The following is a 19,011-nucleotide window of genomic DNA, read 5'->3' on the forward strand; positions in this document are numbered from 1 at the left end:
GGGAGGCGTCCCATGACTGCCAGCAAGAAGGAACGCAAACCGATTTCCACGGGGTCCGAATGGACCTTCGACCTGATCCGCGCCTATGACCGCGAGATCAGCCGGATTGCCGAGCGCTATGCGCTGGACACCTATCCGAACCAGATCGAGGTGATCAGCGCCGAACAGATGATGGATGCCTATGCCTCTGTCGGCATGCCCCTGGGCTACCACCACTGGTCCTACGGCAAGCACTTCCTCGCCACCGAGAAAAGCTATTCCCGCGGCCAGATGGGCCTGGCCTATGAAATCGTCATCAACTCCGACCCCTGCATCGCCTACCTGATGGAGGAGAACACCATCACCATGCAGGCCCTGGTGATCGCCCACGCCTGCTATGGCCACAACAGCTTCTTCAAGGGCAACTACCTGTTCCGCACCTGGACCGACGCCAGCTCCATCATCGACTACCTGGTGTTCGCCAAGCAGTACATCATGCAGTGCGAGGAGCGCCACGGCATCGACGCCGTGGAAGACCTGCTGGACTCCTGCCACGCCCTGATGAACTACGGCGTCGATCGCTACAAGCGGCCCTACCCGATATCCGCCGAGGAGGAACGGCGCCGGCAGAAGGACCGCGAGGAACACCTGCAGAAGCAGATCAACGACCTCTGGCGCACCATTCCCAAGGGATCCGGCAAGGGTGGCGACAAGGACAACCAGCGCTTCCCGGTGGAACCCCAGGAAAACATCCTCTACTTCCTCGAGAAGCACGCCCCGCTGCTGGAGCCCTGGCAACGCGAGGTGGTGCGCATCGTGCGCAAGATCGCCCAATACTTCTACCCGCAGCGCCAGACCCAGGTGATGAACGAAGGTTGGGCCACCTTCTGGCACTACACCCTGATGAACGACCTGTACGACGAAGGCCTGGTCACCGACGGCTTCATGATGGAATTCCTCCAGTCGCACACCAGCGTCATCTACCAGCCAGGCTTCGACAGCCCCTACTACAGCGGGATCAACCCTTACACCCTGGGCTTCGCGATGTACCGCGACATCCGCCGCATCTGCGAAGAGCCCACCGAGGAGGACAAGCGCTGGTTCCCCGACATCGCCGGCAGCGACTGGCTTTCCACCCTCAAGTTCGCGATGAGCAGCTTCAAGGACGAAAGTTTCATCCTGCAGTTCCTCTCGCCCAAGGTGATCCGCGACCTCAAGCTGTTCAGCATCCTCGACGACGACCAGAAGGACGAACTGCTGGTGCCGGCCATCCATGACGAGCAGGGTTACCGGCTGATCCGCGAGACACTCGCCGCGCAGTACAACCTCGGCAACCGCGAGCCCAACGTGCAGATCTGGAGCGTCGACCGGCGCGGCGACCGCTCGCTGACCCTGCGCCACCAGCAGCACGACCGCAAACCCCTGGGCGAATCCACCGAGGAAGTGCTCCGCCACCTGCACCGCCTCTGGGGCTTCGACATCCACCTGGAAACCCGCCAGGGCGAGCAGATCACCGGGAGCCACCACGTCCCCCCAAAGGGGGAACGCACTGAGGACGGGGAATACCCGCGCCTGGACCTGATCATTCCGCCCATTTGATCGGTTGACCGCATGGCCGGCCGGCGCCGAGCATGCGGATCAGCCACTATGGGAGCCGTCCTCAGATGCGTCTGTTCTCCGTCCTGCTGCTGTGCCTGGCCCTGGCCACCTGCGCCAGCCCGATCCCGCAGATCCGCGTCCTGCAGCCTGCCTCTCCGGAGCTGGCGGGTCGCGGCACCTTCGAGCTGGTCTCCCCGGAACAAGCCGTGGAGGGCGAACTGCCCTACCGCGAACGCTACGCCCAACTCGCGCCGCTGATCCGTCAGGGCCTGGCGAGCCGTGGCTACCAGGCCGCCAACGATGCCCAGCTGCGGGTCTACTACTGGCTGGCGGTAAACGACACGCCGCTGGAGTTCAAGGTCGACCAGGCACCGCCCAGCCCCCTCGGCCCCTACCAGGCCATCCATCGACTGCGCGATGAAACCGGCACCTTGCGACTGCGTCTGACCGACTCGGCCGGCCAGGTGCTCTGGGAGGGCCTGGCCATCACCGGCCTCAGCCCTTCGCGCGACAGCGCCGAGCTGCTGGCGAGCGCCGTGCGCGCACTGATCGAGCAACTCCCCGCAGCCCGTTAGGCTGCTATCCTCCGCAGCCACGGAGGCAAGCCATGCAGATATACAAAGTTGGCGGCGCAGTACGCGACCGCCTGTTGGGACGCCCGGTTACCGAGAACGACTGGGTAGTAGTAGGCGCCACCGCCGAAGAGATGCTCGAACAGGGCTACCGTCCGGTGGGTGCCGATTTCCCGGTATTCCTCCATCCGCAGAGCGGCGAGGAGTACGCCCTGGCGCGCACCGAGCGCAAGAGCGGCCGCGGCTACGGCGGCTTCACCTTCTTCGCCAGCCCTGACGTAACCCTGGAGCAGGACCTGACCCGCCGCGACCTCACGGTCAACGCCATGGCCGAGGACGACCAGGGCAATCTAATCGACCCCTACGGCGGCCGGCAGGACCTCGAGGCCAGGCTGTTGCGCCATGTCTCCCCCGCCTTCGCCGAAGACCCCCTGCGCGTGCTGCGGGTTGCACGTTTCGCCGCGCGCTACGCCCCGCTGGGGTTCCGGGTGGCGGAGGAAACCCTGGAGCTGATGCGGCGCATCGCCGAATCCGGTGAGCTGGACGCCCTGACCCCGGAGCGCAGCTGGAAGGAAATCTCCCGCGCCCTCATGGAGCCGCGCCCGGACGTGTTCATCCAGGTCCTGCGCGAATGCGGCGCCCTCGCCGCCTGGCTACCCGAACTGGACCGCCTGTTCGGCGTCCCCCAGCCGGAAAAACACCACCCCGAGGTGGACTCCGGCGTGCACGTACTGGCCGTGCTGCGCCAGTGCGCGGAACACGACCAGCCGCTCACCGTGCGCTGGGCCTCTCTGCTGCACGACCTGGGCAAGGGCCTGACCCCGGAAGAGGAGTGGCCACAGCACATCGCCCACGAAAAGCGCGGCCTCAAGCTGATCAAGGCGGTGAACGAGCGTTGCAAGGCTCCGCGCGACTGCCAGGAACTGGCGTTGCTGGTAGGCGAGTACCACACCCACGCCCATCGGGCCCTGGAGCTGCGCGCCTCGACGCTGCTGGAGCTGCTGCAGAGCTTCGACGTCTACCGCCGCCCCCAGCGCTTCGAGGAATTCGTCGCCGCCAGCGAGATGGATGCACGTGGCCGCACCGGCCTGGAACGGCGCGAATACCCCCAGGCAGCCTACCTGCTGGGCGCAGCCGCTGCCGCCCGTGCGGTCGCGGTGCAACCGCTGCTGGAAAAAGGCTTGAAAGGCGCGGAGCTGGGCGAAGCGCTCAAAGGCGAACGCCTCAAGGCGCTCAAGGCTTACAAGGAAGCCGGGGGAAAGGCCTGACGCAGGGCCGGCGGCGTCAGCTCGGCGCCGCGCCAGACGAAGGATGCGGGCCAGAGCGCCTGCTGGATGCTGGACGCTTGCCAGAGCTCGGCGAAGGTCCTGCCCTCGCCCGGATGCCGCCCCTCGGGCGCCAGCAGAGCCAGGGGCCACAGCACGAAGGCATTCTTCAGCACTTCGGCGCGCGGCAGGATCAGACCATCGAAGTTGCCCACCCGGTCGCCGTAGAACAGCACGTCGATATCCAGCGGCAGGCCCTTGCGGCCGGGGGCATAGCGGCCGTTGTCCGCCTCGATGACTTTGAGCCGGCGGTCCAGTTCGTGCAGCGACAGGTCGGTACGGGCGGAAACCACCAAGTTGAAGAAATGCCCGCTCTTGATGCCCACGGCCTGGCTCTCGAACACCGGCGAGCACTGCATGTCTTGAAGGAATTCGGCCAGGGCTTCGAGCCCGGCGGTCAGGTTGCGCTCGCGCTCGATATTGCTGCCGAGGCCGAGGTAAATAGGCGTCAGCGACATCCGCGCTCGATCTCCACACCGACACTGCTGGCCGCGGGCACGGCGCCCGGCTTGTGCAACTTCAGGCGAACCCAGGGGATATCGAACTCGGCCATCAGCACCGCGACCAGGCGCTCGGCAAAGGTCTCCACCAGCAGGAACTGCGCCTCGGCGGCGAATGCCTGGATGCGCTGGGACACGGCCGCATAGTCGAGCGCCCTGTCGAGGTCATCGCCCTCGGCGGCGGGACGATTATCCCAGCCCAGTTGCAGGTCCAGGCGCAGGCATTGGCGAATGCTGCGCTCCCAGTCATAGGCACCGATTACGGTGTCGACTTCCAGACCCTCGATGAAAACCGTGTCCACGTCAGTGCTGCCCCGCTAGAATCGGGACTTCCTCGCCCCGGAATGGATACCATGTTTTGGCTGCTGGCGACTCTCGCCTACCTGCTCGGATCGTTGTCCTTCGCCATTCTGCTCAGCCGTCTGTTCGGCACGGGCGACCCGCGTGCCCAGGGCTCCGGCAACCCTGGTGCCACCAACATGCTGCGGGTGGCGGGAAAGAAGCTTGCGATCCTGACCCTGCTCGGCGACCTGTGCAAAGGCCTGCTGCCCGTCCTGGTCGCTCATCTTTGCGGCCTGAGCATCCACCAACAGGCCTGGATCGGCCTCGCCGCAGTGCTCGGGCACCTGTATCCCTTGTACTTCCGTTTCCGTGGTGGCAAGGGCGTCGCCACTGCCGCCGGCATGCTGCTCGGGCTTTACCCCCCGGCTGCCTTGCTGGCCATCGGCGCCTGGCTGCTGACCTTCTACCTGACCCGCACCAGTTCTCTCGCAGCGCTGATCGCCACGCCACTGACCCTGCCGCTCCTGGCCTGGCAACAACCCGGCGCGCTCCTGCCAATGACGGTACTCACCGGACTCATCGTCTGGCGTCATCGCGGCAATCTACGCGACCTTGTCGCCGGACGCGAACGGCATTTCTGACTAGCTGAAGTGAAAACGGCTCAAGCGGCCGTCAGACGGCGGACAGCTGCTCCATCGACCAACGCGGCTGCACGGCAATCGCCGGACCGTCCTGCTGCCCTGCCAGCAAACGCTGACAACCGGCGTAGGCGATCATCGCGCCGTTGTCGGTACAGAAGCGTGGCCGAGCATAGAACACATCACCCTTGAACTCGCCGAGCATCTTGCCCAGCGACTGGCGCAGCGACTGGTTGGCGCTGACCCCGCCAGCGATCACCAGGCGCTTCAGGCCGGTCTGCTTGAGGGCGCGCCGGCACTTGATGGTAAGAGTCTCCACCACCGCCTGTTCGAAGGCCAGAGCGATGTCGCAACGGGTTTGCTCGCCGTCGTCCCCGGCATTGCGGCACTGCTGCCAGGTGTTGAGGGCGAAGGTCTTGAGCCCGCTGAAGCTGAAGTCCAGGCCTGGGCGGTCGGTCATCGGCCGCGGGAAAGTGAAGCGGCCAGGCGTGCCGGTCTGGGCCAGGCGGGCGATCTCCGGACCGCCTGGATAGCCGAGCCCGATCAACTTGGCGGTCTTGTCGAACGCTTCACCCGCGGCGTCGTCCACCGATTCGCCAAGCAGCGCATAGCGGCCGATGCCGTCCACCCGCACCAGTTGGGTATGGCCGCCGGAAACCAGCAGGGCGACGAATGGGAACTGCGGTGGCTGTTCTTCCAGCATGGGCGCCAGCAGGTGGCCTTCCATATGGTGCACACCGAGCGCCGGCACCCCCCAGGCAAAGGCCAGGGCCTGGGCGCAGGAGGCGCCTACCAGCAGCGCGCCGACCAGGCCGGGGCCGGCGGTATAGGCGATGCCATCGATGTCCTCGGGTTTGCGGTCGGCCTCGGCCAGCACCTGGCGCAGTAACGGCAGCATGCGCTTGACGTGGTCGCGGGAGGCCAGCTCGGGCACGACGCCGCCATAGACCCGGTGCAGGTCGATCTGACTGAACAGCGCGTCGGCCAGCAGGCCGCGTTCGCTGTCATATAGGGCGACGCCGGTTTCGTCGCAGGAGGTTTCCAACCCCAGCACTAGCATGGGTATGAGCCTTTCTGGCCTGGCCAATGAAGAAGGCGCGAATCATAATCGCCGCCCCTCCTGCCGACCAGCGGTTTTCGACTGAAGGCTTTGCATTCCAAGGCCCGAGGCGTTAATATCCGCAGCCCTTGAAATCCGACGCGCCACCGAGCCAGCTTTTGCCGGAATGCGTCGACCATTCGGTAATTGATGAAGGTACGACCTGGATGCCAGCCGTCAAAGTTAAAGAGAACGAACCCTTCGACGTAGCCCTGCGTCGTTTCAAGCGCTCCTGCGAGAAAGCCGGCGTACTGGCCGAAGTTCGCAGCCGTGAGTTTTACGAGAAGCCCACTGCCGAGCGCAAGCGCAAAGCCGCCGCCGCGGTCAAGCGTCACGCCAAGAAAGTGCAGCGCGAGCAGCGCCGCCGCGAGCGCCTGTACTGAGTTAACAGGCTCCGCAGCACGCTCAAGCATCGCCCGGCTCCGGCCGGGCGAGTGCATAGTGAGCGCCCAAGAAACTCCGCTTCGCCCCGGCGAATGCCGGAGTTTTTTGCTTTCCAGCGCGAGCACCCCGCCCGCTGTCGCCCTCGCCGGGGGCCGGGAGTATGCTTTGAACCTTCCTGCGCCCTGAGCACCCTATGGCTGGCCTGATCCCGCAAGGCTTCATCGACGATCTGCTGAACCGCACCGACATAGTCGAGGTGGTTGGCGCACGCGTGCAGCTGAAAAAGGCCGGCAAGAACTACACCGCGCGCTGCCCCTTTCATAACGAAAAGACGCCGTCCTTCAGCGTCAGCCCGGACAAGCAGTTCTATTACTGCTTCGGCTGCGGTGCCGGCGGCAATGCCCTCGGCTTCATCATGGACCACGACAACCTGGACTTCCCCCAGGCGGTCGAGGACCTGGCCAAGCGCGCCGGCATGGACATCCCGCGGGAAGAAGGCGGGCGCAGCAACCGCCCGCGCCAGCCAACCGACTCCCCGCTCTACGCCCTGCTCACCGCCGCGTCGGACTACTACCGGCATGCCTTGAAGCAACACCCGACACGCAAGGCCGCCGTCGAGTACCTCAAGGGCCGCGGCCTCACGGGCGAGATCGCCCGCGACTTCGCCCTCGGCTTCGCCCCGCCCGGCTGGGACAACCTGCTCAAGCACATGGGCGGCGATAGCCTGCAGCAGAAGCACATGATCGACGCCGGGCTGCTGATCGAGAACACCGAGACCGGCAAGCGCTACGACCGCTTCCGCGACCGGGTGATGTTCCCCATCCGCGACAGCCGCGGCCGCATCATCGCCTTCGGCGGCCGAGTACTGGGAGATGACAAGCCCAAGTACCTGAACTCCCCGGAAACCCCCGTGTTCCACAAGGGCCAGGAGCTCTACGGGCTGTTCGAAGCGCGCAAGCACAACCGCAACCTCGACGAAATCATGGTCGTCGAGGGTTACATGGACGTCATCGCCCTGGCCCAGCAAGGCCTGCGCAATGCCGTCGCCACACTGGGAACCTCCACCAGCGAAGAGCACATCAAGCGCCTGTTCCGCCTGGTGCCGAGCATTCTTTTCTGCTTCGACGGCGACCAGGCCGGTCGCAAGGCCGCCTGGCGCGCACTGGAAGCCACCTTGCCGAGCCTCGAAGACGGCCGCCGCGCGCGCTTCCTGTTCCTGCCCGAAGGCGAGGACCCGGACAGCCTGGTGCGCAAGGAAGGCACCGACGCCTTCCGCGCGCGCATCACCCAGCATGCCCAACCACTGGCCGACTACTTCTTCCAGCAGCTGACCCAGGAGGCCGACCCCTCCTCCCTGGAGGGCAAGGCGCACCTGGCGACCTTGGCCGCGCCGCTGATCGAGCGCATCCCCGGCGCCAACCTCAAGGTCCTGATGCGTCAGCGCCTGGGCGAAATTACCGGACTGCACGGTGATGCCCTCGGCCAGTTCGCCCGTAGCGCTCCGACCAGCGTAAGCAGCAACAGCCATGGCCACCCGGACGATTCCTACTACGAATCCTTCTCCGGCCATGACGACCAGCGGCACGAACCGGACCATTCGCAGTACTTCGAGCAATCCGCCGCACCACAGGGCAACTGGCAGAAGGACGAGCGGCGCAAGGAAGGCTGGAAAAAGGGCGACTGGAAGAAGGACGGCAGCAAGTGGGGCAAGGGCCGCGACGAATTCAAGCGCCCGCCGCGCACGGAAGTGAAGGTGGAATCCCCCACCCTGACCGCCTTGCGCACCCTGCTGCACCACCCTTCTCTGGCACAGAAGGTGGAAGATGCCAGCCATTTCGCCGCCGAAGACGACACCTACGCCCAGCTCATGGTGTCGCTCGTGGAAGCCGTTCAGAAGAACCCGAAACTGCGTTCACTGCAGCTGATCGCCCGCTGGCACGGCACCGACCAGGGCCGCCTGCTGCGGGCCCTGGCGGAAAAGGAATGGCTGATTTCCGACGACAACCTTGAACAACAGTTTTTCGACACTATAACTAGGTTGTCGGCTCGCCAGCGGGAACGCCGCCTGGAAAATCTGCTGCGGAAAGCACGGCAAAGCGAACTCAGCGCAGAGGAAAAAGATCAGCTGCGTGACCTTCTCAGCCGCAACACGTCCTCCCTGACTCCGACCTCAACTGGCGCGTAAGGCCCCGGATCAGGTATAATCCTCGGCTTGTTTTCAGCCCGCCAAGACCTTAAGTGGATAGGGTGCTATGTCCGGAAAAGCGCAACAGCAGTCTCGCCTCAAAGAGTTGATCGCCCGTGGCCGTGAGCAGGGATACCTGACTTACGCGGAGGTCAACGACCACCTGCCGGAGGATATTTCCGATCCGGAACAGGTGGAAGACATCATCCGCATGATCAATGACATGGGGATCAACGTATTCGAGAGTGCCCCGGATGCGGATGCCCTGTTGCTGGCGGAAGCCGACACCGACGAAGCCGCCGCCGAAGAAGCTGCCGCCGCCCTGGCTGCAGTGGAAACCGACATCGGCCGCACTACCGACCCAGTGCGCATGTACATGCGTGAAATGGGCACCGTGGAACTGCTGACCCGCGAAGGCGAGATCGAAATCGCCAAGCGTATCGAGGAAGGCATCCGCGAAGTGATGAGCGCCATTGCTCACTTCCCCGGCACTGTCGACGGCATCCTCGCCGAATACCAGCGCGTCACCACCGAAGGTGGCCGTCTCTCCGACGTCCTCAGCGGCTACATCGACCCGGATGACGGCACCTTGCCGGCCGAAGAAGTCGAGCCCGTCGGCCTGAAGGACGACAGCGCCGCCGCCAAGGAAAAGGAAGACGAAGAGGACGAGGAAGCCGAGGGCGACGACACCGAGGAAGAAGGTGACGGCGGTCCTGATCCGGAAGAGGCCCTGCGCCGCTTCACGGCCGTGTCCGAGCAGCTCGAAAAGGCCAAGAAGGCCCTCAAGAAGCATGGTCGCGACAGCAAGCAGGCCGTTGAAGAGCTACTGGCCCTGGCCGAGCTCTTCATGCCGATCAAGCTGGTGCCGAAGCAGTTCGACGTCCTTGTGGAAAAAGTCCGCAGCGCCCTGGACCGCGTCCGCGCCCAGGAACGCGCCATCATGCAGCTCTGCGTACGTGATGCCCGCATGCCTCGCGCCGACTTCCTGCGCTTGTTCCCGGGCAATGAAGTCGACCTGACCTGGGCCGAAGGCCTGGCCAAGGGCAAAGCCAAGTACGCCGAAGCCATCGGCAAGCTGGTGGACGACATCAAACGCAACCAGCAGAAGCTGGTGGACCTCCAGCAGGAAGTCGACCTGACGGTCAACGAGATCAAGGACGTCAACCGCCGCATGTCCATTGGCGAAGCCAAGGCTCGCCGGGCGAAGAAAGAGATGGTCGAGGCCAACCTGCGCCTCGTGATCTCCATCGCCAAGAAGTACACCAACCGCGGCCTGCAGTTCCTCGACCTGATCCAGGAAGGCAACATCGGCCTGATGAAGGCGGTGGACAAGTTCGAATACCGTCGCGGCTACAAGTTCTCGACCTACGCAACCTGGTGGATTCGCCAGGCGATCACCCGCTCGATCGCCGACCAGGCGCGCACCATCCGTATCCCGGTGCACATGATCGAGACCATCAACAAGCTCAACCGCATCTCCCGCCAGATGCTGCAGGAAATGGGCCGCGAGCCCACTCCGGAAGAGCTGGGCGAGCGTATGGAGATGCCGGAGGACAAGATCCGCAAGGTATTGAAGATCGCCAAGGAACCGATCTCCATGGAGACCCCGATCGGCGACGACGAGGACTCCCACTTGGGCGACTTCATCGAGGACAGCACCATGCAGTCCCCGATCGACGTAGCCACCGTGGAAAGCCTCAAGGAAGCGACCCGCGAAGTCCTGGCCGGCCTCACTGCCCGTGAAGCCAAGGTCCTGCGCATGCGTTTCGGCATCGACATGAATACCGACCATACCCTCGAGGAAGTCGGCAAGCAGTTCGATGTAACCCGCGAACGTATCCGCCAGATCGAAGCCAAGGCGTTGCGCAAGCTGCGTCACCCGTCCCGAAGCGAGCACCTGCGCTCCTTCCTCGACGAGTAAGCGATCCAGAAACCCCCGGCCAGTCCGGGGGTTTTCTTTTGTCCATCCCTGATAGCGCGCCAGACCGCACTTTTCTCTTTCGGATGGCAAGCGGCCACGTCTACACTTCGACCAGACATCTCCCCCCAAGGAAAGAGGCTGCCAATGGCGCGAGCGCGGGCCGTACTGATGCTCTGGCTGGCACTCTGGGCCTCTTCGGCCGGGGCTCTGACGCTCACCCGGGAAGAACAGGCCTGGCTCGACAATCACGGCGAGCTGCGCCTAGGCATCGACACCTCCTGGCCCCCCTTCGAATTCCGTGACCTGCAGGGCAATCACCTGGGCCTGGCGGCCGATTACGTCGACCTGATCCGCCAGCGCCTGGGCGTGAAACTGACGCCCGTCGAACCCAGCAGTTGGGGCGCCGTGCTGCAGCAGGCTCGCAACGGCGACCTGGACCTGCTGCCAGGCATCATGTCCACCCCGGAACGCCAGGAGTACCTGCTGTTCACCCGCCCCTACCTGGACTTCCCCATCGTCATCCTGTCCCAGGCCAAGGGCCCGCAGCCGGCCAACCTCAAGGGGCTCTACGGCCTGCGCGTCGGCGTCGTCGCCAACTACGCGCCCCACGAACTGCTGCGCACGCACAATCCCGACCTCAACCTGCAGGCCTACCCCAGCGTCGCCGCCGCCCTGCATGCCTTGGCCACCGGCCAGGTGGACGCGTTCGTCGGCGACCTCGCCTCCAGCGTCTGGAGCCAGCGCCAGCTCAAGCTGGAAGGCATCGCCATCAGCGGCGAAACGCCCTACCGCTATCAACTGGCTATGGCTACACCGCGCAGTGAGCCAATCCTCGCGGGCATCCTCGACAAGGTCTTAGCCGACGTCACCCCCGAAGAAGTCGCCGCCATCCAGGAGCGCTGGGTGGGCGGAGCCCTGTATCAGCGCACCGACTGGAGCCGCGCCCTGCTCTACGGCCTGCCCGGCCTGATCCTGTTGGCCGGCGTGCTCTTCTTCGTGTTGCGCGTCAACCGCCGCCTCAGCAGCGAAATGGCCAGCCGAGCGGCGCTCCAGGAAGAGCTGCGCAGCAGCGAGCAGCACTACCGGGGCCTGGTGGAAAGCCTCAATGCCATCGCCTGGGAAATGCGTGTGGAGGACTACTGCTACACCTACGTGTCGCCCCACGCCGAACGGTTGCTCGGTTATTCTCTGGCCACCTGGCGGGAACCCGGCTTCTGGCGCCGCACCCTGCACCCTGACGATTCCGCCTGGGCCAACGCCTTCTGCGAAGCGGAAACCCTGGCCGGTCGCGACCACAGTCTCGACTACCGGATGATCGCCGCGGACGGCCGGGTGCTCTGGGTGCGCGACATCATCACCCTCATCCCCCACGGGGAGACCCAGATGATGCGGGGCCTGATGATCGACATCACCGAGGCCAAGCAGACCGAACAGGCCCTGCGCCTTTCCGAGCAGAAGTTCGCCTCGGTGTTCCACAACTGCCCGGACATCATCGTCATCGCCCGTCGCACCGACGGCAGCCTGCTGGCGATCAACCACACCTTCGAGCAACAGATCGGTATCAAGGCCAGCGATGCCCTCGGCAAGACCGCCACCGATCTCGATATCTGGGGCATCCCCGGCATCGGTCCGAAACTCCTCCAGCGCCTGCAGCAGGGCAACCCGCTGCACAACCTGGAAATGCCCTTCCGCCGCGCCAGTGGCGAGACCTTCACCGGCCTGATTTCGGCCCAGGCCATCGACCTGGACGACACCCCTGCCCTGGTGGTCGTGGTCCGCGATATCACCCAGCTCAAGGAAACCCAGCAGCTGCTGCAGGTGTCCGAAGAAAAGTTTGCCCGTGCCTTCCACGCCTCGCCGGACGGCCTGCTCATCTCCCGCATCAGCGACGGCCTCCTGCTGGAAGCCAACGACGGCTTCAGCCGGATCACCGGCTACAGCCCCCAGGAAATCGCCGACCGCTCCACTCTGGACCTAGGCCTCTGGGCCGATCCGGCCGAACGCGAACACATGATCCGGGTCGTCCGCGACCAGGGCAGCCTGCACCACTTCACCGCGACCGTCCGCACCAAGGCCGGGCAGATCCGCCTCTGCGAGCTCTCCGCCCAGCCCATCCCCATCGGCGACGACGCCTGCATGCTGACCATCGCCCGCGACGTCACCGAGCGCCAGCAGATGCAGGAAAAGCTGCTCCAGGCCGCGACCGTCTTCGAAAGCACCGCCGAAGGCGTGATGATCACCGACACCGAGCAGCGCATCACCGCGGTCAATCGCGCCTTCAGCGAAATCACTGGCTACAGCGAAAGCGAAGCGCTCGGCCAATCGCCACGCCTGCTCGCCTCCGGCCAACACGACAGCGCCTTCTATGCCGCCATGTGGCATCAGCTGGAGCGTGAAGGCCACTGGCAGGGGGAAATCTGGAACCGCCGCAAGAACGGCGACCCCTATCCGGAATGGCTCACCATCAGCGCCGTTCGCGACCGCTACAACCGGGTCACCCACTACGTCGGCGTATTCGCTGACATCTCGCCGCTAAAGCACGCCCAGGCGCGCCTCGACTACCAGGCGCACCACGACCCGCTCACCGGCCTGCCCAACCGCCTGCTGTTCGAGAACCGACTGCAACTGGCTCTGGCCGATGCCGTCAACGACCACCACCAGGGCGCGGTGCTGTTCATCGACCTGGACCGCTTCAAGCACATAAACGACAGCCTCGGCCACCCGGTGGGCGACCTGCTGCTGAAGGGCATCGCCAGCCGCCTGCGCGAGCAGCTGCGCGACATCGATACCGTGGCCCGCCTCGGCGGCGATGAATTCATCATTCTGCTGCCCGGCCTGCACAACGCCGCCGATGCCCAGGCCGTGGCCAACAAATTGCTGGCCTGCTTCGTGGTGCCTTTCCCCGCTGGCCAGCACGAGTTCTTCATGAGCGCCAGCATCGGCATCAGCCTCTTCCCGGAACACGGCCTGGACGTCGCCACCCTGGTGAAGAACGCCGACGCCGCCATGTACCGGGCCAAGGCCCGCGGCCGCAACCGCATCGAGTTCTACACCCGCGACCTGACCAGCCAGGCCACCGAGCGCATGGCCCTGGAGACCGAGCTGCGCCGCGCGCTGGAGCGCAACGAACTGTCCTTGTGCTACCAGCCCAAGCTCAGCCTGCAGCACCAGAGCCTGGTGGGCGCCGAGGCCCTGGTGCGCTGGCACCATCCGCGGTTCGGCGAAATCCCCCCAGAGCGCTTCATCCCGCTCGCAGAAGAAACCGGCCTCATCCTGCTCCTTGGCGACTGGGTGCTGCAGCACGCCTGCCGGCAGATGCAGCAATGGCAGGAACAGCACGCCCCCTTCGGTCCGCTCTCGGTCAACCTCGCCGGCGCCCAACTGCGCCAGCCGCTGCTGGTGGAGCGCCTGCAGCAGCTGATCCGGGGCCTGGGCCTGGAAGCCCAGCGCCTGCAGCTGGAAATTACCGAAGGCTTCATCATGAGCCAGGCCGAAGAAGCTCTCAGCGTGCTCCACAGCCTCAAGACGCTCGGCGTGCAGCTGGCCATCGACGACTTCGGCACCGGCTATTCGTCCCTGAGCTACCTCAAGCGCCTGCCGCTGGACGTGCTGAAGATCGACAAATCCTTCGTCCGCGGCCTGCCCGACGACCCCAACGACGCCGCCATCAGCCGCGCCATCATCGCCCTCGGCCGCAGCATGCAGCTCACCGTCATCGCCGAAGGTGTCGAAACCAAGGCCCAGGAGAACTTCCTCGCGGCTGAAGGCTGCGACCAGATTCAAGGCTTCATCGTCAGCTCAGCCTTACCAGCCGAGGCCTTCGCGAGAAAATTCCTCAGCCCGCTCCCCGCGATTGGCGCCCAGAAAAAAGCGCCTGTATAATCCGCCGGCCTTCTGGGGCCTATAGCTCAGTCGGTTAGAGCAGAGGACTCATAATCCTTTGGTCCACGGTTCGAGTCCGTGTGGGCCCACCAAATCAAAAGCCGCGCATTGCGCGGCTTTTGCGTTTTTCTGACTGGACAGAAGCTCTCTTCTGGAAGCGTTCAACGTCCACATTCCGCCCACGGGGATCCGCCGCCCGGCAACCTGGCACCCACGGGAGAGCCCCCGTGGCGTCGGCGATCAGGCCCCAACCGCGAAGCCCTGCAGAAAGCCCGCATACCGCTTGGGCAGTGGGAAGTCCAGGTCACCCCGCTTGCTGGTACTGAGCCGCAACTCCCCGAGCATCTCCACCATCTTCAGCGCGGCGCTCACGCCGTCGATCACGGGTACGCCCAGTTCGTCCTGCAGCCTGATCGCCAGATGGCTCATGCCTGCACAGCCGAGGACGATGGCACCGGACTCGTCGCGCTCCAGCGCCTCCAGGCAGGCTGCGCGCATCAGGCGCTGCAGGCCTTGCGGGTCCTGGTCCAGCGCCAGCACCGGAATCTCCACGGCGTGGATGCCCCGGCAGTGCTGGTGGAAGCCGTAGCGCTCCACCAGGTGGCGGGCGATGACCTTGGTCCGGCCCAGGGTGGTGACGATGCTGAACCCGGTCGCGACCCAGGTGGCCAGGTGCATGGCCGCCTCGGCGATGCCGATCACCGGGTGCCGGGCGATTTCCCGCGCGGCCAAGAGGCCGGGGTCGCCGAAGCAGGCGATCACGTGGCCCTCGGCGCCATCCCGCTCGCCGTCGCGGATCGCCTGGAGCAGGCCGGGCACGCTGAGTGCCTCGTCGTAGTGGCCTTCAATGGAGGCCGGTCCCGCGCTGTTGGTCACCGCCAGCAACTGGTTGCCGGCTCGCAGCAGGGGCCTCGCTGACTCGGCCAGGCTGGCGGTCATCGCGGTGCTGGTGTTCGGGTTGATCAGCTGGATCTTCATGGCCGAGGTCAGGTCTCGATCAGGTGTTTCAGCGGGTGGTAGTTGGCCTTGAGCTTGCCGGCCGACTCGAGGATGGCCGTCTCGATGGCGGCCAGGTGGAAGCAGGTCAACTCGATGGCGGCGTTCTGGTTGCCGGCCTCGATGAACTCGATCAGGCGCAGGTGCTCATCGTCGCGGCAGGCGTCGTGGCGCTCGTCGTCCAGCGCCGCCACGTAGAGCGAGGCGCGGGAGATCAGCTTGCGGAACCAGTCCAGCAGCACCGGGTTGTTCAGCGCCTGGGCCAGCTTGATGTGGAACTCGCCGAGCAAATGGATCAGCCGCTCGTGGTCGTGGCTGCGGCGGGCCTGTTCCTCCAGCAGCAGGTGCTCGCGCAGGTCCCGCATGGCCGCGCTGTCCCGCCGCCGGCAGAGTTCGGTGACGATGCCAATCTCGATCAGCCGCCGCGTCTCGAACAGCGAGCGGATCTCCTGGTCGCTGGGCAGCGATACCCAGGCGCCCTTGTTCGGTTCAGTGGAGACCAGGCCATCGGCCTCCAGTTGCTTCAACGCCGCCCGCACCGAGGTGCGGCTGACGTTGAACAACTCCGCCAGCGACGACTCGCCCAGTTTCATGCCGGGCCGCAGCGAGCGGTTGCTGATGGCCTGGTAAACCCCCTCGTAGACGCGGTCCACCGTGGTTTCCAGCTTCTTGTCTGCCATTCGTGACTCCTAAATGCGTTCGCAAGCTGATTCCGCCCGAAACGAATGGGCGGCAAATCCCGGTTGCGTTGTCAGCATAATCCGAGTATTTCTAGATTGCATTCAATTTTTGCATACAAAAACAAGAGGAATGCACCATTATGAAGCACACGTCCTCCATCGAGGTGCAAGGCGTCAGCAAGCGCTACACCACCGATCCCGAGGTGGCGCCCGCGCTCGACAACGTCTCGGTCAGCATCCGCCACAACGAATTCTTCACCCTCCTCGGCCCCTCGGGCTGCGGCAAGACCACCCTGCTGCGCTCCATCGCCGGCTTCGAGCAGGTCAGCACCGGCAGCATCCATATCGGCGGCCAGCGGGTGGACGAGCTGCCGCCCTACCGGCGCCGGGTCAATACCGTGTTCCAGAGCTACGCGCTCTTCCCGCACATGAGCGTGGCCGAGAATATCGCCTTCGGCCTGGAGATGCAGGGCCTGGAGCGCGACGCCATTCCGGCGCGCGTCAAGGAGATGCTGGCCCTGGTACAGATGGAACACCTGGCCCGCCGCCGCCCCGCCGAGCTGTCCGGCGGCCAGCAGCAGCGGGTGGCCCTGGCCCGCGCCCTGGCACCGCGCCCGGACGTGCTGCTGCTGGACGAACCGCTGTCGGCGCTGGACCTGAAGCTGCGCAAGGAAATGCAGGTCGAACTCAAGCGCGTGCAGCAGGAGGCGGGCATCACCTTCATCTTCGTCACCCACGACCAGGAAGAAGCGCTGACCCTCTCCGACCGCATCGCGGTGATGTCCAGCGGCAAGATCCTGCAGATCGGCACGCCCAACGAGATTTACGAGCGCCCGCAGCACCGTTTCGTCGCCCACTTCATCGGCGACATCAACTTCCTCCCCGGCCAGCTGCGCCAGTGCCCGCAGAACGGCAACCTGTTCCGTCCCGATGGTCTGCCGGTGGAAATCCCCTGCACCGCCGACGCCGGCACCCGCGCCGGCACGGCCCAGCTGGCGTTTCGCCCCGAGCGCTCGAAGCTGGTGGACCCGTCCGAGCCGCACCACTTGCGCGGCGTGGTGGAAGCCGTGCTCTACGTCGGCACCGCCACCCTCTACCAGTGCCGCCTGGCCAACGATGTGAAGGTGATGCTGCGGGAAAGCAACGAAGGCGCCACCAGCGCCCGTGCCGTGGGCTCCAGCGTGGCCGTGCACCTGCCGCCCCACGCCTGCCTGCTGATGGAGGCCTGAGATGAGCGTCAGCGCCACCTCCCCCAGCCTCAACCGGCTATTGCTGCTGTCGCCGGTGCTGCTCACCCTGCTCGGTCTGATCGCCATCCCGCTCGGCATCATGGGCTATATCAGCCTGCTGCCGCGCAATCTCTACGGCGGCGTTGACTGGAGCGCCGACTGGCAATGGCAGAGCTACGTGCAGTTGTTCTTCCAGGAGGATTTCGACGGCAATCTGGAACTCAACTGGGTTTATGCCCAGGCCCTGCTGCGCTCGGTGCTGCAGGCCGGCGGCAATACCCTCTTGTGCTTCCTCTTCGGCTTCCCCGTGGCCCTGTGGATGACCAGCCTCAGCGAGCGCTCGCGCAACATCATGGTGCTGCTGATCACCATCCCCTTCTGGACCAACCTGCTCATCCGCAACTACGCCTGGCTGATCATCCTGCGCGAGCACGGCTGGCTGGCCCAGAGCCTCAACGCGCTGCTCCCCCAGGCCGGCGGCATCACCCTGCTGTACAACGATTTCGCCGTGGTGGTCGGGCTGGTCTACAGCTTCCTGCCGTTCATGATCCTGCCGATCTACTCCACCCTGGAGAAACTCGACTGGCGCCTGGTGGAAGCCGCCTATGACCTCGGCGCCAACCGCTGGAAGGCGCTGCGCCGGGTGATCCTGCCGCTGTCCATGCCCGGCGTGGTGGCCGGTTCCCTGCTGGTGTTCGTGCCGAGTCTGGGCGCCTTCATCACCCCCGCCATCCTCGGTGGCGGCAAGACCCTGATGATCGGCAACCTGATCCAGCAGCAGTTCGGCACCGCGCGCAACTGGCCGCTGGGCAGCTCGCTGTCCTTCCTCCTGCTCGGGCTGATGCTGCTGGCCCTGGTGCTCTACGCCCTCTATGCCCGCAAGGCCGCCAAGGCCTTCCGCCAGGGAGCCCGCTGATGATCGCCAACCACCTGAAGAAACTGCCGCTGACCCGCGAGACCAGCCTGCTGGTACTGGCCTACCTGTACCTGCCGATCCTGGTGCTGATCGCCTACAGCTTCAACGCCAACCGCACCGCCACCGTCTGGACCGAGTTCTCCTTCGCCTGGTACGGGCGCATCCTGGCCAACCCGTCGATCCAGGCGGCGGCGCTGAACTCGATCATCGTCGCCGGCATCGCCACCGTCTGCGCCACTGCCATCGCCCTGCTGGCGGCGCTGGCCACCTACAAGCCCTTTTACGGGCAGAAGATGGTGGAAGGCGGGATCAACCTGCCGCTGATCCTGCCGGAGATCGTCACCGCGGTGGCCACCCTGCTGCTGTTCATGGCCCTGGGCATCAAACTGGGCCTGCTGACGGTGATCATCGCCCACATCGGCTTCTGCATCCCCTTTGCCTACCTGCCGATACGCGCCCGGCTGAACGACCTGGACAAGAGCCTGCTGGAAGCGGCCAACGACCTCTACGCCAATCCCTTCCACACCTTCCGCCGGGTGACCCTGCCGCTGCTGTTCCCGGCGGTGCTGTCCGGTGCGGTGCTGGCATTCGTGGTCAGCCTGGACGACTTCATCATGACTTTCTTCGTCGCCGGACCCGGCTCGACCACGCTGCCCGTCTACATCTTCTCGGCCATCAAGGCCGGGGTAACCCCCGAGATCAACGCCATCTCCACGGTGATGCTGGTGATCTCGATCGTCCTGGTGGTGCTCTCCTACTGGCTCGGCCAGCGAGGCAAGCCCGCCGCCTGAACCTCGTTCCACCACTGCCCAACCTGTTCTTCA

At 65.1% G+C, this 19,011-nt stretch carries 16 protein-coding genes and 1 tRNA gene; 12 read left to right on the forward strand and 5 right to left on the reverse strand.

Annotated elements, in window-relative coordinates:
* Positions 1–12: 12 nt before the first annotated feature.
* From E8F12_RS04040 to E8F12_RS04050, 3 genes are all read left to right on the forward strand, one after another.
* Positions 13–1,578, forward strand: coding sequence for a SpoVR family protein (locus E8F12_RS04040; protein WP_280288506.1), 1,566 nt, complete (start codon positions 13–15; stop codon positions 1,576–1,578).
* 65 nt (positions 1,579–1,643) lie between these two features.
* Positions 1,644–2,153, forward strand: a complete 510-nt coding sequence (locus E8F12_RS04045; RefSeq protein ID WP_280324013.1) for a DUF4136 domain-containing protein — start codon at positions 1,644–1,646, stop codon at positions 2,151–2,153.
* A 32-nt stretch (positions 2,154–2,185) separates the two neighbouring features.
* The gene (locus E8F12_RS04050; RefSeq protein ID WP_280324014.1) at positions 2,186–3,418 is read left to right on the forward strand and encodes a multifunctional CCA addition/repair protein; all 1,233 of its coding nucleotides are present in this window, start codon (positions 2,186–2,188) and stop codon (positions 3,416–3,418) included.
* Here the strand turns inward: E8F12_RS04050 and folK are convergent.
* Entirely contained in the window at positions 3,391–3,933 is a 543-nt protein-coding gene (folK, locus tag E8F12_RS04055; RefSeq protein ID WP_280324015.1) for a 2-amino-4-hydroxy-6-hydroxymethyldihydropteridine diphosphokinase, read from the reverse strand. The two genes, E8F12_RS04050 and folK, sit on opposite strands and share 28 nt — an antisense overlap.
* On the reverse strand, positions 3,924–4,277 hold the full coding sequence (folB, locus tag E8F12_RS04060) for a dihydroneopterin aldolase (protein WP_280324016.1): 354 nt from the start codon (positions 4,275–4,277) through the stop codon (positions 3,924–3,926). Before folB ends, folK begins: the two co-directional genes overlap by 10 nt.
* A 51-nt stretch (positions 4,278–4,328) precedes the next feature.
* Between folB and plsY the strand changes: the two genes are divergently transcribed.
* Complete coding sequence (gene plsY / locus E8F12_RS04065; protein WP_280324017.1) at positions 4,329–4,898, forward strand: glycerol-3-phosphate 1-O-acyltransferase PlsY; 570 nt, start codon at positions 4,329–4,331, stop codon at positions 4,896–4,898.
* Positions 4,899–4,929: 31 nt separating this feature from the next.
* Here plsY and tsaD read toward each other — a convergent pair whose 3' ends face one another.
* A complete protein-coding gene (gene tsaD / locus E8F12_RS04070; protein ID WP_280324018.1) occupies positions 4,930–5,955 on the reverse strand; it encodes a tRNA (adenosine(37)-N6)-threonylcarbamoyltransferase complex transferase subunit TsaD in 1,026 nt (341 codons plus the stop codon).
* A gap of 206 nt (positions 5,956–6,161) precedes the next feature.
* Here tsaD and rpsU point away from each other — a divergent pair, with 206 nt between their 5' ends.
* The 5 genes from rpsU (at position 6,162) to E8F12_RS04095 (ending at position 14,458) form a co-directional block, all read left to right on the forward strand.
* Complete coding sequence (gene rpsU, locus E8F12_RS04075) at positions 6,162–6,377, forward strand: 30S ribosomal protein S21 (RefSeq protein ID WP_003085057.1); 216 nt, start codon at positions 6,162–6,164, stop codon at positions 6,375–6,377.
* A gap of 194 nt (positions 6,378–6,571) precedes the next feature.
* The gene (dnaG, locus tag E8F12_RS04080; protein WP_280324019.1) at positions 6,572–8,563 is read left to right on the forward strand and encodes a DNA primase; all 1,992 of its coding nucleotides are present in this window, start codon (positions 6,572–6,574) and stop codon (positions 8,561–8,563) included.
* A gap of 67 nt (positions 8,564–8,630) precedes the next feature.
* Entirely contained in the window at positions 8,631–10,484 is a 1,854-nt protein-coding gene (gene rpoD / locus E8F12_RS04085) for an RNA polymerase sigma factor RpoD (RefSeq protein WP_280324020.1), read from the forward strand.
* A 144-nt stretch (positions 10,485–10,628) separates the two neighbouring features.
* Complete coding sequence (locus tag E8F12_RS04090) at positions 10,629–14,366, forward strand: EAL domain-containing protein (protein ID WP_280324021.1); 3,738 nt, start codon at positions 10,629–10,631, stop codon at positions 14,364–14,366.
* Between the two features lie 15 nt (positions 14,367–14,381).
* Positions 14,382–14,458 (forward strand) — tRNA-Ile (locus tag E8F12_RS04095).
* 148 nt (positions 14,459–14,606) lie between these two features.
* Here the strand turns inward: E8F12_RS04095 and E8F12_RS04100 are convergent.
* Positions 14,607–15,344, reverse strand: a complete 738-nt coding sequence (locus E8F12_RS04100) for an aspartate/glutamate racemase family protein (RefSeq protein WP_280324022.1) — start codon at positions 15,342–15,344, stop codon at positions 14,607–14,609.
* Positions 15,345–15,352: 8 nt separating this feature from the next.
* Positions 15,353–16,042: a GntR family transcriptional regulator gene (locus E8F12_RS04105; protein ID WP_280324023.1), complete on the reverse strand. Its 690-nt coding sequence runs from the start codon at positions 16,040–16,042 to the stop codon at positions 15,353–15,355.
* Positions 16,043–16,182: 140 nt separating this feature from the next.
* Here E8F12_RS04105 and E8F12_RS04110 point away from each other — a divergent pair, with 140 nt between their 5' ends.
* The 3 genes from E8F12_RS04110 to E8F12_RS04120 are packed head-to-tail and all read left to right on the forward strand — an operon-like array spanning position 16,183 to position 18,978.
* Positions 16,183–17,271 (forward strand): ABC transporter ATP-binding protein, encoded by a 1,089-nt coding sequence (locus E8F12_RS04110; protein WP_280324024.1) that lies wholly within the window; start codon positions 16,183–16,185, stop codon positions 17,269–17,271.
* 1 nt (position 17,272) lies between these two features.
* Positions 17,273–18,187 carry an ABC transporter permease gene (locus E8F12_RS04115; RefSeq protein ID WP_280324025.1) on the forward strand — a complete coding sequence of 305 codons (915 nt, stop codon included), beginning with the start codon at positions 17,273–17,275 and terminating at the stop codon, positions 18,185–18,187.
* A complete protein-coding gene (locus E8F12_RS04120) occupies positions 18,187–18,978 on the forward strand; it encodes an ABC transporter permease (protein ID WP_280324026.1) in 792 nt (263 codons plus the stop codon). The genes E8F12_RS04115 and E8F12_RS04120 overlap by 1 nt, the downstream gene beginning before the upstream one ends.
* Positions 18,979–19,011 lie beyond the last annotated feature (33 nt).

The organism is Pseudomonas sp. BN102 (assembly GCF_029871245.1).
Classification (GTDB): domain Bacteria; phylum Pseudomonadota; class Gammaproteobacteria; order Pseudomonadales; family Pseudomonadaceae; genus Metapseudomonas.

Coding starts and splice junctions, on each gene's coding strand:
- E8F12_RS04040 (WP_280288506.1), top strand. CDS start 13: ATGACTGCCAGCAAGAAGGAACGCAAACCGATTTCCACGGGGTCCGAA.
- E8F12_RS04045 (WP_280324013.1), top strand. CDS start 1,644: ATGCGTCTGTTCTCCGTCCTGCTGCTGTGCCTGGCCCTGGCCACCTGC.
- E8F12_RS04050 (WP_280324014.1), top strand. CDS start 2,186: ATGCAGATATACAAAGTTGGCGGCGCAGTACGCGACCGCCTGTTGGGA.
- folK (WP_280324015.1), bottom strand. CDS start 3,933: ATGTCGCTGACGCCTATTTACCTCGGCCTCGGCAGCAATATCGAGCGC.
- plsY (WP_280324017.1), top strand. CDS start 4,329: ATGTTTTGGCTGCTGGCGACTCTCGCCTACCTGCTCGGATCGTTGTCC.
- tsaD (WP_280324018.1), bottom strand. CDS start 5,955: ATGCTAGTGCTGGGGTTGGAAACCTCCTGCGACGAAACCGGCGTCGCC.
- rpsU (WP_003085057.1), top strand. CDS start 6,162: ATGCCAGCCGTCAAAGTTAAAGAGAACGAACCCTTCGACGTAGCCCTG.
- dnaG (WP_280324019.1), top strand. CDS start 6,572: ATGGCTGGCCTGATCCCGCAAGGCTTCATCGACGATCTGCTGAACCGC.
- rpoD (WP_280324020.1), top strand. CDS start 8,631: ATGTCCGGAAAAGCGCAACAGCAGTCTCGCCTCAAAGAGTTGATCGCC.
- E8F12_RS04090 (WP_280324021.1), top strand. CDS start 10,629: ATGGCGCGAGCGCGGGCCGTACTGATGCTCTGGCTGGCACTCTGGGCC.
- E8F12_RS04100 (WP_280324022.1), bottom strand. CDS start 15,344: ATGAAGATCCAGCTGATCAACCCGAACACCAGCACCGCGATGACCGCC.
- E8F12_RS04105 (WP_280324023.1), bottom strand. CDS start 16,042: ATGGCAGACAAGAAGCTGGAAACCACGGTGGACCGCGTCTACGAGGGG.
- E8F12_RS04110 (WP_280324024.1), top strand. CDS start 16,183: ATGAAGCACACGTCCTCCATCGAGGTGCAAGGCGTCAGCAAGCGCTAC.
- E8F12_RS04115 (WP_280324025.1), top strand. CDS start 17,273: ATGAGCGTCAGCGCCACCTCCCCCAGCCTCAACCGGCTATTGCTGCTG.
- E8F12_RS04120 (WP_280324026.1), top strand. CDS start 18,187: ATGATCGCCAACCACCTGAAGAAACTGCCGCTGACCCGCGAGACCAGC.